12 protein-coding genes are annotated in these 14120 nt (G+C 46.3%); 4 read left to right on the forward strand and 8 right to left on the reverse strand.

The genetic code is table 11. From position 1 onward, the window contains the following. Positions 1-410 precede the first annotated feature (410 nt). The 3 genes from hemG to AC6R00_RS00550 are packed head-to-tail and all read right to left on the reverse strand — an operon-like array spanning position 411 to position 3075. Positions 411-938, reverse strand: coding sequence for a menaquinone-dependent protoporphyrinogen IX dehydrogenase (hemG, locus tag AC6R00_RS00540; RefSeq protein WP_500638990.1), 528 nt, complete (start codon positions 936-938; stop codon positions 411-413). A 9-nt stretch (positions 939-947) separates the two neighbouring features. Further along, complete coding sequence (locus AC6R00_RS00545) at positions 948-2405, reverse strand: TrkH family potassium uptake protein (RefSeq protein ID WP_004743564.1); 1458 nt, start codon at positions 2403-2405, stop codon at positions 948-950. Positions 2406-2445: 40 nt separating this feature from the next. After that, positions 2446-3075: a YigZ family protein gene (locus AC6R00_RS00550; RefSeq protein ID WP_500638991.1), complete on the reverse strand. Its 630-nt coding sequence runs from the start codon at positions 3073-3075 to the stop codon at positions 2446-2448. A gap of 249 nt (positions 3076-3324) precedes the next feature. On the opposite strand from AC6R00_RS00550, the gene fadB reads away from it, so the two are divergent. Further along, positions 3325-5496 (forward strand): fatty acid oxidation complex subunit alpha FadB, encoded by a 2172-nt coding sequence (fadB, locus tag AC6R00_RS00555; RefSeq protein ID WP_272785990.1) that lies wholly within the window; start codon positions 3325-3327, stop codon positions 5494-5496. A 12-nt stretch (positions 5497-5508) separates the two neighbouring features. Further along, positions 5509-6684: an acetyl-CoA C-acyltransferase FadA gene (gene fadA / locus AC6R00_RS00560; protein ID WP_054963291.1), complete on the forward strand. Its 1176-nt coding sequence runs from the start codon at positions 5509-5511 to the stop codon at positions 6682-6684. A 45-nt stretch (positions 6685-6729) separates the two neighbouring features. Here the strand turns inward: fadA and punR are convergent, their stop codons facing one another. Continuing rightward, a complete protein-coding gene (gene punR / locus AC6R00_RS00565) occupies positions 6730-7632 on the reverse strand; it encodes a DNA-binding transcriptional activator PunR (protein ID WP_272785992.1) in 903 nt (300 codons plus the stop codon). A gap of 154 nt (positions 7633-7786) precedes the next feature. Here punR and punC point away from each other — a divergent pair, with 154 nt between their 5' ends. Then, a complete protein-coding gene (punC, locus tag AC6R00_RS00570; protein ID WP_500638992.1) occupies positions 7787-8986 on the forward strand; it encodes a purine nucleoside transporter PunC in 1200 nt (399 codons plus the stop codon). A gap of 56 nt (positions 8987-9042) precedes the next feature. On the opposite strand, the gene AC6R00_RS00575 is transcribed toward punC, so the two are convergent. Further along, complete coding sequence (locus AC6R00_RS00575) at positions 9043-9819, reverse strand: transporter substrate-binding domain-containing protein (RefSeq protein ID WP_500638993.1); 777 nt, start codon at positions 9817-9819, stop codon at positions 9043-9045. 91 nt (positions 9820-9910) lie between these two features. Between AC6R00_RS00575 and AC6R00_RS00580 the strand changes: the two genes are divergently transcribed. Then, positions 9911-10651 carry an amino acid ABC transporter permease gene (locus tag AC6R00_RS00580; RefSeq protein WP_500638994.1) on the forward strand — a complete coding sequence of 247 codons (741 nt, stop codon included), beginning with the start codon at positions 9911-9913 and terminating at the stop codon, positions 10649-10651. An 80-nt stretch (positions 10652-10731) separates the two neighbouring features. On the opposite strand, the gene glmU is transcribed toward AC6R00_RS00580, so the two are convergent. The 3 genes from glmU to atpD all read right to left on the reverse strand — a co-directional run bounded on the left by glmU (position 10732) and on the right by atpD (position 14089). Further along, a complete protein-coding gene (gene glmU, locus AC6R00_RS00585) occupies positions 10732-12093 on the reverse strand; it encodes a bifunctional UDP-N-acetylglucosamine diphosphorylase/glucosamine-1-phosphate N-acetyltransferase GlmU (protein ID WP_500638995.1) in 1362 nt (453 codons plus the stop codon). Positions 12094-12244: 151 nt separating this feature from the next. Continuing rightward, entirely contained in the window at positions 12245-12667 is a 423-nt protein-coding gene (locus AC6R00_RS00590; protein ID WP_004743573.1) for a F0F1 ATP synthase subunit epsilon, read from the reverse strand. A gap of 18 nt (positions 12668-12685) precedes the next feature. Beyond that, entirely contained in the window at positions 12686-14089 is a 1404-nt protein-coding gene (gene atpD, locus AC6R00_RS00595) for a F0F1 ATP synthase subunit beta (RefSeq protein WP_272785997.1), read from the reverse strand. Positions 14090-14120 lie beyond the last annotated feature (31 nt).

Consider the following 14120-nt stretch of genomic DNA (forward strand, 5'->3'; position numbering starts at 1 on the left):
TAAAACAAAACAGCTCAAGGCTGCTTCCCAATTCGAATGGTCACTTCGTATCATTGAAACCTAAATTGATACCGAAGTATCTATTTGGATTATCATCAACGAGTGCCCACACAGATTGATAGGTTTATATTGTTAAAGAACTTTCCGACTGAGCTTCGCTCAAATCGGACGGCCATTTTAGCGAGATAAAGTTTAGTGTCAACCACTTTTTTCAAACTTTTTTCAAGCGTTTCCGCTTGGCTATTTGACCTTGCTAACTGGGCTCTCGTTTCTTTCGAAGCGTTGCCGTGTCAGCGAGGGGGCATTATAGAGATCGAAAGATTCTTGGCAAGCCCTTTTTTCAGTTTTTTCTAACTTTTTTATTGTTCGATTAAATTTCGATCTAAAAGCCTTATAAGTGAGCCTTTTCTTTACATATCTTTAAACTTATTGGCGAATAGAGTCACTTTTTCCCAGTTGGTGTACTCTACCTCTTTACTTGTATCTGTCTCTCCTCCCGTCATACTCATAATGAATTTAATCATTGTTCTATCGAACCAGTTATAACGTGGGTAATAGAGAGCACCAGCAAAGACACCGATAAGTTTAGGCTGCCAAGGCGACTTTTTGAGAAATGTCTTTATATAAGCACTACCTTCAGGCGTATCCTTTCCTTGATCTTCTTTACGTGCTGTTAGATTCACACAGAAGAAGGCCACTTTACTCTGTTGTAATAAAGACAGGTTACGCTCAATAAACTGATAGAGCTTTTTGTTAAGGTGACCATAACGAATAGAGGCGCCAATAAGCACTCGCTCATATTGGCTGAAATCCACCGTGTCTATGGCGTGCAGGTCGAGCAGTTCACAATCATATTCCGACAGCTCTGTCTGAATATGGCTAAATATCTTTTTAGTTTGACCTTCACGGCTTGAATAGAGAAATAGCGCCTTTGCCACATCGTCTCCTTAGCTACGCCAGAACGTTGGCGTAAGTAGTATAAGTAGAGTAAAGATTTCCAGTCGTCCAAATAGCATCGAAACAATCAGAACCCATTTCGCCTTGTCATTCACATCACCAAAGTGAAGTGCCACTTCACCAAGACCCGGACCTAAGTTGTTGAGTGTCGCCGCAACGGCAGAGAAAGCACTTAGCTCATCCATTCCAGTCGCAATCAGACCTAACATGCAGACAACAAAAACCAGAGCATAGGCAGAGAAGAATCCCCACACCGCATCGACAACCCGCTGAGGAAGCGAACTACCGCCGACTTTGATCGTATACACAGCACGCGGGTGTACCAAACGCTTAAGTTCACGCACACCTTGCAATGTCAGTAAGAGAATACGGATGACTTTCATACCACCACCGGTAGAACCCGCACATCCACCAATAAAGGAGGAGAAAAGCAACAGCACGGGTAAGAATAGTGGCCACTCAGCAAAGCCTGTCGTTGTGAAGCCTGCTGTGGTCGAAATGGAAACCGTTTGGAAAAGAGCCTGATCAAAGGCGTCATATACCGAGTTATATGAGTGGTGGTTTAACAAAACTAGGAAACAAACCACAAACAGTAAGACCTGAATAAAGATAAAGGCTCTAAACTCCGGGTCCTTCCAATAGTACTTAGGATGCACACCTCCAGAGGCAAAGGCTGCAAAGTGAAGTGAGTAGTTACATGCCGAGATCAAAAGGAACACAACGGTAATCATATTGATCGCGTAACTGTCGAAATGCCCCATACTAGCATCATGGGTAGAGAAACCACCGATGGCGATTGTCGAGAAGCTATGGCTTATTGCATCAAACGGTGTCATCCCCGCAAGCCAAAAAGAAGCAGCACAAGCAATGGTTAGACTTAAATAGATATACCACAGTGCTTTCGCCGTTTCGGCGATACGCGGCGTCATCTTGGTGTCTTTTACTGGCCCCGGAATTTCAGCTCGGTAAAGCTGCATACCACCGATACCTAACACCGGTAAGATCGCAACGGCAAGTACGATGATACCCATACCGCCAAACCATTGTAGGAACTGACGATAAAACAAGATTGCTTTAGGCAAGTCATCAAGACCAACAATGACCGTGGCTCCGGTGGTGGTTAAAGCAGAAAAAGACTCAAAGAAAGCGTCTGTGACAGAAACATTGGGATTGTCAGCGATGAGAAATGGCAGTGAACCTGCACTTCCAAGTACCGTCCAAAACAAAACGACGATCAGAAAACCATCACGAGCTTTTAATTCATGCTTATGGCGTCGGTTTGGAAACCAACACACGGTTCCGCAAAACAGCAGAACAAAAAAGGTGGTGACAAAAGGAACACCTGCACCGTCTCGATAGATAAGCGCCACTAAAGCAGGAGCTAGCATAGAGAGACTAAAAAGCGCGAGCAAAAGCCCGACGATGCGAATAATGGATCGAAATTGCATGGTTAGATTGATTTATGAAGCGTAGCTTCCGACTTCCTAATTATCTTTGTTGTTTGTCCAACGAGGTAACCTGTACCTTGGCGCCACTCTTATTAATAATGGTTTGAGTAAAGTCACTCACTTGACGAAGTTCAATCTCGATAACCATTTTAACCAACTCACTGTACTCAGCACTAACTTCTTGAGCTCCGAACTGAGGAAATAGAGACTGTGCAATTGGTATAAACCCATAGTCTAACTCTAGTAGTAGTTTTGTGGTTATTTTTTTCTCAATTGTTTGAAGCGACTTGAGAGCTTGCTGTACCCCACCACCATATGCTTTAACCAATCCACCGGTTCCCAGCTTGATACCACCAGAGTAGCGAGTCACTACAGCAGTAATTTCACCCACTCCCGAACCTGATAATTGCGCCAATATAGGTTTCCCCGCGGTTCCTGATGGCTCACCATCGTCGCTAAAGCCCCATTGCATTGAATCTTCAGGTCTACCGGCAACAAATCCCCAGCAATTATGTCGCGCATCCGAGTGTTTGCTTTTTATCTGCTCAACAAACGCTTTAGCTAAGTCAATTGATGGAGTATGTGCAAGGTAAGTAATAAAGACGCTTTTCTTTATTTCCTCTTCAAACTGAGTGGGTTTTGCGGGTATTAAATACGGCAGGTCATTCATGGCTGTGGTTCGTGTTATGTCTTGCTCGCAGTGTATCACGAGAGCGAATTTAACGCCGCCTAAGATCTGTCCGAGCGCACAATGTTAAACACTTGTTTAAAAAATGTATTGAATTTAACCATCAGCAAGTCCAAACTAAAACTACTGGTCTAACCAGAATAACTATAACACCACTTTCCTTTACAGCGGTTGTAACTCAACCAACCGCTGTACACGCAATCCGAAGATTGTATGTCATGGAGATAGACAATGATTTACCAAGCCGAAACCCTACAGGTAAAGGAATTACAAGACGGAATCGCTGAGCTCAGCTTCTGTGCACCAGCGTCTGTTAACAAGCTCGACCTCGCTACTCTTGAGTCACTGGATAAGGCTCTTGACGCGCTTAAAGCTCACAGCTCTCTCAAAGGCTTACTGCTTACTTCAGATAAAGAGGCGTTTATTGTTGGCGCTGACATTACTGAGTTTCTGGGCCTATTTGCCAAATCAGAGCAAGAACTGGATCAATGGCTTCAATTTGCTAACAGCATCTTTAATAAGCTTGAAGACCTACCCGTACCGACACTTTCTGTTTTAAAAGGCCACACTTTGGGTGGTGGATGTGAGTGTGTACTTGCTACTGACATGCGTATTGGTGACAAAACCACCAGCATTGGCTTACCAGAGACTAAACTCGGAATCATGCCAGGCTTTGGTGGTTGTGTTCGCTTACCGCGTGTTATCGGTGCCGACAGCGCGATGGAAGTCATTACACAAGGCAAAGCTTGCCGAGCGGATGAAGCACTTAAAATCGGTCTACTCGATGCTATTGTCGAGACAGATGCTCTGTACGAGTCCGCTATTAAGACTCTAACCCAAGCGATCAATGAGAAGCTGGATTGGAAAGAACGACGTAAACAAAAAACATCGCCACTTTCACTTAGCAAGCTTGAATCTATGATGAGCTTTACGATGGCAAAAGGCTTGGTCGCTCAGAAGGCTGGCCCTCACTATCCTGCGCCAATGACAGCAGTAGTGACTATCGAGGAAGGTGCTCGTTTTGCTCGCAATGAAGCGCTTGATGTTGAACGCAAACATTTTGTTAAGCTAGCGAAATCAGAAGAAGCCAAGTCTCTAGTTGGTCTATTCCTTAATGATCAATATATTAAAGGGCTAGCTAAAAAAGCGGCTAAGTCTGCTAGCAAAGACACTCAACGCGCAGCGGTATTAGGTGCAGGTATCATGGGTGGCGGTATTGCTTACCAGTCAGCACTTAAAGGTGTGCCTGTCTTAATGAAAGATATCGCCCAAGCGTCGCTAGATTTAGGTATGACTGAAGCCTCAAAACTGCTTAACAAGCGCCTATCTCGCGGTCGCATTGATGGCTTTAAGATGGCGGGTATCCTAGCCTCTATCACTCCAAGCCTTCATTACGCAGGCATCGAAGAGACGGATGTTATCGTTGAAGCTGTGGTTGAAAACCCGAAAGTGAAAGCGGCAGTACTCAGTGAAGTCGAGCAACAAGTGGGCGACGAAACCGTTATTACCTCAAATACATCGACTATCCCGATCAACCTGCTGGCTAAATCACTTAAGCGACCAGAAAATTTCTGTGGTATGCATTTCTTCAACCCAGTACACCGCATGCCTTTAGTCGAGATCATCCGTGGTGAACACACCTCAGATGAAACCATCAACCGCGTTGTCGCTTACGCTGCGAAAATGGGTAAATCCCCAATCGTAGTGAATGACTGTCCGGGATTTTTTGTCAACCGCGTACTCTTCCCTTACTTTGGTGGTTTCAGCATGTTGCTACGTGACGGTGCTGATTTCACTAAGATCGACAAAGTCATGGAACGTAAGTTTGGCTGGCCAATGGGACCTGCCTATCTGCTAGATGTAGTCGGCATTGATACCGCTCACCATGCCCAAGCGGTAATGGCTCAAGGCTTCCCGGAGCGTATGGGTAAACAAGGTCGTGATGCGATTGACGCCCTGTTTGAAGCAGACAAGTATGGCCAGAAGAATGGTAGCGGCTTCTATAGCTACGCTTTGGATAGAAAAGGCAAACCTAAGAAGACATTCAGTGAAGATATTCTGCCTGTACTCGCCGACGTTTGTGCTGAGAAACAAGAGTTCGATGATCAAACCATCATCCAACGAATGATGATTCCAATGATCAATGAAGTTGTCTTGTGTCTGCAAGAAAACATCATCGCTTCTCCGCAAGAAGCAGATATGGCTTTAGTTTATGGTCTGGGCTTCCCTCCATTCCGAGGTGGCGTTTTCCGTTACTTAGATAGCGTAGGTATTGCCGAGTTTGTCGCAATGGCGAACCAATACTCAGATCTAGGTGCTACGTACCAAGTTCCACAATTGCTGATTGATATGGCTGAAAAAGGCCAAACCTTTTACGGTGCTCAGCAACAAGGTTCTATCTAAGGAGATTCCCAAATGACTAATCAAACTAAAAACGTTGTCGTAGTAGATTGTCTACGTACACCGATGGGACGCTCTAAAGGTGGAGCTTTCCGTCATACTCGCGCAGAAGATCTTTCTGCTCACTTAATGAAAGGGATTCTTGCGCGCAATCCTCAGGTTAACCCAAGCGAGATTGAAGATATCTACTGGGGCTGTGTACAACAAACTTTAGAACAAGGCTTTAACGTTGCGCGTAATGCAGCGCTGCTTGCAGGTTTGCCGATTGAAATTGGCGCGGTAACTGTCAACCGCCTATGTGGTTCATCAATGCAGGCTCTGCATGATGGTACACGCGCAATCATGACCGGTGATGCGGAAATTTGCCTCATTGGTGGGGTTGAGCACATGGGGCATGTTCCTATGAACCACGGTGTGGATTTCCACCCAGGCATGTCGAAAAACGTTGCTAAAGCCGCGGGTATGATGGGTTTAACCGCTGAAATGCTTGGCAAACTGCACGGTATCAGCCGTGAACAACAGGATGAGTTTGCTGCGCGTTCTCATGCTCGTGCCCATGCAGCTACCGTTGAAGGCCGCTTTAAAAACGAGATTCTTCCAATTGAGGGCCACGCAGCGGACGGCACCCTATTCACGCTAGATCACGATGAAGTGATTCGTCCGGAAACCTCAGTAGAAGGTCTATCTCAGCTTCGTCCGGTATTTGACCCTGCAAACGGAACCGTCACCGCAGGTACATCTTCTGCTCTTTCAGATGGTGCATCAGCCATGCTGATCATGAGTGAAGACAAAGCCAATGAACTTGGCTTGCCAATTCGAGCGCGCATCAAAGGAATGGCGATTGCGGGTTGCGATCCATCTATCATGGGTTACGGCCCTGTACCAGCAACGCAGAAAGCGCTTAAACGTGCAGGCCTCTCTATCGAAGACATGGATGTGGTAGAGCTAAATGAAGCGTTTGCGGCTCAATCTTTACCTTGTGCTAAAGACCTAGGTTTACTGGAAGTAATGGATGAGAAGGTTAACCTGAACGGTGGTGCTATCGCTCTTGGTCACCCGCTGGGTTGTTCTGGTTCTCGTATTTCGACCACACTGATTAACCTAATGGAAGCCAAAGATGCCAAATATGGCCTAGCCACCATGTGTATCGGTTTAGGTCAGGGGATCGCAACTGTCTTTGAACGCCCTTAAGCGGTTATCAAGTAAAGCAACGCCAGCATTATGCTGGCGTTTTCTTTAGTGCTTTAACCAGTCGTGATGGAGCTGATTGGAAGAGCCTAAGTAATCCACCATCCACTGAATGAGCTTGTGGTTATCATCTTTGCGCCAGACTAAACAACATTGGCTGATAGGCTTTTCATCTGGCAGCATCTTCTCCACCAGCACCCCATCAAGAATTAACGGCATCGCAATGTGCCTAGGCATATAACCAACTCCAACGCCATTTTTGAGACATTCAATTGCACTGTACCAATTGGGCAGCAACAAACGCCGCTGCTGAGGATAATGTCCTGTATGACGCTTAGGCAACACGCTGGAGGTATCATCCAAGCAGATCGCCGGATACTGACTGACAAACTCTTCGGTTAGATTTTGCTGGCGGACACAAGGATGCGCTGGAGACATCACAAATGCCCAGTCTAAAACCCCCATATCTCTCACTTCGAAGTCACCACCAACAGGAATCGCAGACGTCGCTCCAATCACAATATCCGCTCGCTCTTGTGCTATCGCCTCCCACGAGCCGTTAAACACTTCCATATTGATTTGCAGCTCAGCAAACTCAAACTCACGGTAAAAGTCTTCCACTAGCGGCTTAAGCTTATCGAGCTTGACCACATTGTCTAAGGTTAACTTGAGTGTTGATTGCCAGCCTTGAGCAGCGCGTTTGGTTTGCGCCTTAAGATCTTCCATCTGCCTCAGCAGTAACCGAGCTTCAGCAATAAACAGTTCGCCTGCGGGTGTCAGCTCTACTTTCCTTGGCAGACGGCGAAACAAGATCACGTCCAACTCTTGCTCGACCTGACGCACGCCATAACTGATCGCCGACGGGACTTTATGCAGCACCTCAGCCGCAGCGGTAAAACTTCCCAAGCGGGCAACGGTATCTAACATCTCAAGCGATGATTTTGAATACATAACGCACAACCGTTCAAATTTTTTGATTGATAACCAATAATTTTAACGTTTTATTTTCTGAAAATCGAAAAATAGAATGGCGGGGTAAATAAATCAGGGTTGGCGCCAACTGATACTGAGTAAATAATGATTAAATAATTTGATTGGTTGAATCATGAAAATTTCAAAACTACAGCTTGTTTATCTCGCAGCCCTTTCGATGCTCGGCTTTATTGCCACCGACATGTACCTACCTGCATTCAAAGCGATGGAAATCGACTTTGCAACAGGCCCTGAGCAAATAGCTCTTTCTCTGACTGTCTTTCTTGTCGGAATGGCTTTTGGTCAGTTGATGTGGGGCTTAGCCTCCGATAAGTTTGGCCATCGTAATACCCTAGCGGCCGGCTTGGTGATTTTCACTATCGCATCATTTGGCTTGGCGTTTAGCGATCAAGTCTGGCAGCTACTGACTCTGCGCTTTGTGCAAGCGATCGGTGTTTGCGCACCGGCAGTGATCTGGCAAGCAATGGTGATCAAACGCCACTCCAGTAATAGCCAACAGATCTTTGCTACGATCATGCCTTTAGTTGCATTGTCTCCGGCACTTGCGCCACAACTAGGTGTGCTATTGGCAGATAACTTTGGCTGGCACAGTATTTTTGTTGCTCTGACATTAATGGGGGTATTACTCGTCATCGCCACCATGGCACAGAAAAATGAAAAGGCCGAGGTCAAGCAAACCAGTATCTCGGCAGATATTAAGGCACTGCTAGGTTCTAAAACCTACCTAGGTAACGTGTTTATGTTCGCCACGGCATCAGCGGCATTCTTTGCTTACCTAACCGGTATGCCAGAGATCATGTCTCAGCTTGGCTACCAAGCGAAAGATATTGGTTTGAGCTTTATTCCACAGACTATCGCCTTTATGGCTGGTGGCTACTTAGGTAAAGTCGGCGTGCGTAAATATGGTGATGAGAAAGTCCTGCGCCAGCTGATCGGGCTATTCAGTGTCGCTTCTCTACTGATATTTATCGCCTCTCAGTGGCAGCTAACGTCCATCTGGCCAATTCTTGCTCCGTTCTGTTTGATTGCTGTTGCCAACGGTGCCCTTTACCCAATTGTCGTTAATCGTGCACTAGCCAGTGCTCAGCAAAGTCCAGCTACTGCGGCAGGGTTACAGAATAGCCTACAGATCTGCGTTAGCAGCCTAGCCAGTGCATTAGTCGCCGCGATGGCAAGTCAGGCTCAACTGGTGACAGGTATTGCGATTGTGATATGTATGGGCGGAATGTGGATTGGCTACGTGGTGTCTAATCGTGAGTTATCTCAACACTTCACAGCACCAGACAATTCGAGAGTCGTCGGTGATGAATAAATAAACAAAGAGCCGCAATTGCGGCTCTTTTTAGCTTTGGCTAGATAAGTAAGTGGTTACAAACTTTTCAGCCCCCATTTCTCGGCGGTCTTTTTGAAGAATCCTTGAGTTTTCTTCAGCTCGACCCAGTGATTCAGGTAATTAATCCAAACCTGATCATCCTGTGGCAGTAACATCGCGATTGGCGTCGGCTTACGTGGCTCTTTAACTGGAACAATAGCCAATTGCTTAAACTTCTCCACCAGCGTTGCCGCCTCTACGTTTGAAGTCACCGAGACATCGGCTCTACGTGCCAATAACTCTTGGAAGTCACGCGCTGGCGCTTCAATAACTACATGTTGTGCTGATGGGAAGAACTCTTTCACCATCTTCTCTTGAACCGTGCCTAGCGTTGCCGCCACTTTTACTTCAACTTTATCAAAGTCACTCCAGTCCGAATACTTGTCTAAGTCCTTTTTCTGCACCACAGGAACAAATGCCAAATAGAAGTAAGGCTGACTGTAGCCCGCTACCTTGGCGCGCGACATGTTAAGCGAAGCGCTACCAGTAATATCGTACTTATTGGCAGTCACCCCGTTGACCAGCGTTTTCCAATCGGTTGCGACATATTCGACTTCCACTCCAAGATCTTTAGCCAACTCAGTTGTGACATCAATATCAAAACCGCGGTAGCTATTGGTGGCAGGATCCTTCATTGTCATTGGATTCCAATCACCGGTTGTACCAACACGTAGCACCCCTTTATCAAGGATTTGATGCAAACGACTGGTTTCAGCCATCACCTGACCCACTGACAATAAGCACAATCCAAGTGCCAAAATATACTTGTTCATTATATCTTCCCTAAAGTTATTACGAATTAAGCCCGTTCATTGCTAACATAGCAGCATCAAATGGATTTTTTTAGTCAATACAAGGTGTAATGTGACTTCTCGTTATCTATTGCTTGGTTCACTGTTGCTTCTCACTGGCTGTTCGGATTATCAGTGGGGTTGGTACGTACTCGACCCAACAACCGATCAAGGCCGAACCAACGTAAGCTTTCTACTCGCTGGGTTTAGCGACACTATTCAAGTCTCTTTGCTGAGTATGCTATTTGCCATGACGCTCGGGCTCATTGTCGCATTACCTGCGCTTTCACCGCTGAAATATCTGCGGGCTATCAACCGCGTCTATGTAGAAAGCGTGCGTTCTGTGCCAGTACTCGTTTTACTACTGTGGGTTTATTATGGTATGCCTACTTTATTGGATATCTCGCTCGATCATTTCTGGGCAGGGGTAATAGCACTGACCATCGCAGAAAGTGCCTTTATGGCGGAAGTATTTCGCGGTGGGATTCAAGCCATCAGCCGCGGCCAACATGAAGCTGCAGAATCGCTAGGTTTGAACTATTGGCAGAAGATGCGCTTAGTGATTTTGCCGCAAGCATTTCGACAAATATTACCGCCATTAGGTAACCAATTTGTTTATATTCTCAAAATGAGCTCACTGGTCAGCGTGATTGGATTGAGTGACCTAACCCGTCGCGCCAACGAGCTAGTGGTTAATGAGTACTTACCTTTAGAGATTTATACCTTCCTGGTTTTAGAATATTTAGTACTGATTCTTTTGGTCTCTCAATCCGTTCGTTGGCTAGAAAAACGCATCGCTATTCCCAGTCATTAAGTCGCTTTCCAACTAACTAGAAACAACAAAGCCGCTCATCATGAGCGGCTTTGTAACATTACTATTGGTAGCAAAAGCGATTACTTTTGTTTTACTGGGCGCTGCCAACCTGAAATCTTACGCTCTTTAGCGCGAGTGATGACTAACTCACCTTCAGCGACATCTTTGGTCAAAGTCGTTCCCGCACCAATTGTCGCGCCATCAGCGATAGTGACAGGCGCCACCAGCTGACTGTCAGAGCCAACAAAAACATCGTTACCTATGGTTGTTTTAAACTTGTTTGCGCCATCATAGTTACAAGTGATCACACCCGCCCCTACATTGGTGCGCTGACCGATCTCGGCGTCACCTAAGTAAGTCAGGTGATTGGCTTTAGAGCCCTCGCCAAGGCGAGCATTCTTCACTTCGACGAAGTTACCGACGTGAGAGTCATTACGCATCTCAGCACCTGGGCGCAGACGAGTAAATGGACCCACGGTACACTCTTCACCGACCGTTGCGCCTTCAATCACACTGTACGGACGAACAACTGTATTGTCGTCTATTTCACAATCTTTAAGTACACAACCAGTGCCTATAACGACGTTATCACCGAGCGATACTTTGCCTTCGATAATAACATTGGCATCAATTTCACAATCCATACCGCACTGCAATTCACCACGAAGATCGAAACGGGTAGGGTCGCGTAGCATAACGCCTTGCTCTAGTAGTTTTTGTGCTTGCATTGACTGGAATGCACGCTCTAGACGCGCCAACTGAGCGCGGTCGTTAACTCCTTCTACTTCAATTGGGTTAACTGGATGAACCGCTTCAACCGCTCTGCCTTCATCATGGGCAGCAGCGATAACATCGGTTAAGTAGTACTCACCTTGAGCATTGTTGTTGTTTAGACCAGACAACCAACGTTTCAGATCACCGCCAGTGGCAACCATCACACCAGTATTGATCTCTTTGATTAGCTTCTGCTCTTCTGAAGCATCTTTTTGCTCAACAATCGCAACTACAGGGCCATTCTTGCGCACGATACGTCCGTAGCCCATAGGGTTATCTAGTACTACAGTTAGTAGCGCGATACCACCTGTAGGCTGGGCATCGAGTAAGCTTTCGATGGTCTCTTCTGAAATCAATGGCACATCGCCATAAAGCACTAAGATCTTTTCATCATCTTCAAATTGTGGCGCGGCTTGATCCACTGCATGGCCAGTACCGAGCTGATCCGCTTGCAACACCCAACTTACCGACTCACTGCTTAGTTCAGCTTTCATTTGATCGCCACCATGGCCGTATACCAAATGGATGTTCTGCGCGCCTAATCCATTACATGTATCAATCACATGTTTCACCATCGGCTTACCCGCAAGCGTATGCAGAACCTTAGGTTTATTGGAGTACATGCGAGTCCCTTTGCCCGCCGCCAGAATCACTGCGCTAAACTTCATTGAGTTACCCATTTGAACTTGTATTAAAACTGAGAGGTATTCTAGACACTAATCGTTGATTAGTTAATTGATTAGGAAAAATTTCCGTTAAAAATTAAGCAAAAAGGCGGTCTTACGACCGCCTTTATCACTTTTAAAACAGTGTCGCGAATTAGCGACGCTGTTTTGTCAGCTCGATAACTCGTAGCTGAGCAATGGCTTTAGCCAGTTCACTGGCCGCTTGAGCGAAGTCCATATCGCCGTGCTGATTGTGGATACTCTCCTCAGCGCGACGTTTAGCTTCCTCTGCCTTAGCTGCGTCTAGCTCTTCACCACGGATAGCCGTATCAGCCAGTACAGTCGCTGTACCAGGTTGAACTTCTATCATACCACCAGAAACATAGATAATTTCTTCGTGGCCGTGCTGTTTAACAATACGCACCATACCAGGCTTGATAGCGGTCAGCAGCGGTGTGTGACCATGGAAAATACCAAGCTCACCTTCGCTACCGGTCACCTGGAACGTTTCAACTAGGCCTGAGAAGATTTTCTTCTCTGCACTAACAACGTCTAGGTGAAAGGTTATTGCTGCCATATCGCCTCCTAGTTAGCCTTATAGCTTCTTCGCATTCTCGATAGCATCGTCAATCGTACCGCAGTACATGAACGCTTGCTCTGGAATGTCATCGTAATCACCAGCTAGTAGACCTTTGAAGCCACGTAGAGTCTCTTTAAGAGGTACGTAAACACCAGGGTCGCCAGTAAATACTTCCGCTACGTGGTAAGGCTGAGTTAGGAAACGCTCAATCTTACGTGCACGAGATACAACTTGCTTATCTTCTTCAGATAGCTCGTCCATACCTAGAATCGCAATGATATCTTTCAGCTCTTTATAGCGCTGAAGTGTCTGCTGAACGCCACGAGCGATGTCGTAGTGCTCTTGACCTACTACTAGTGGGTCTAGCTGACGAGAAGTCGAATCTAGCGGGTCGATCGCTGGGTATAGACCCATTGCTGCGATGTTACGGTTAAGTACAACCGTTGCATCTAAGTGCGCGAACGTTGTTGCTGGAGAAGGGTCAGTCAAGTCATCCGCTGGTACGTATACCGCCTGTACAGACGTGATAGAACCGGCTTTAGTTGACGTGATACGCTCCTGAAGAACACCCATCTCTTCTGCTAGTGTAGGCTGGTAACCTACCGCAGAAGGCATACGGCCTAGAAGTGCTGATACCTCAGTACCCGCTAGCGTGTAACGGTAGATGTTATCAACGAACAGTAGAACGTCACGACCTTCGTCACGGAAGCGCTCTGCCATTGTTAGACCAGTCAGTGCAACACGTAGACGGTTGCCTGGTGGCTCGTTCATCTGACCGTAAACCATTGCTACTTTCGATTCTTCTGGCTTCTCAACGTTTACAACGCCAGCTTCCTGCATTTCGAAGTAGAAGTCGTTACCCTCACGAGTACGCTCACCTACACCAGCGAATACTGAAAGACCAGAGTGTTGTAGTGCGATGTTGTTGATAAGTTCCATCATGTTAACGGTCTTACCTACACCTGCACCACCGAATAGACCGATTTTACCACCCTTAGCGAATGGACAAACTAGGTCGATTACTTTAACGCCAGTTTCTAGTAGAGCAGTTTCGTTTGATTGCTCTTCGTAGCTTGGTGCTTCACGGTGGATAGAGTAAGTCTCTTCCGCACCGATTTCACCACACTCATCAATCGCATCACCAAGTACGTTCATGATACGACCAAGGGTCTTAGTACCTACTGGTACTGAAATTGGAGCGCCAGTATTTACAACTTCAACTCCACGACGTAAACCATCAGAGCTACCCATAACGATACAACGAACTACGCCACCGCCTAGCTGTTGTTGAACCTCAAGAACTAGACGCTCTTTTGATTCAGTAACGTTTAGAGCGTCATATACACTAGGTACTTCGCTCTGTGGGAACTCTACGTCGACTACCGCACCGATGATCTGTACGATCTTACCTGTAGCCATCGTTAATCCTCTAAACTATTTCGTTTTACCT

The organism is Vibrio sp. R10-SF1-ISO8 (genome assembly GCF_059833805.1).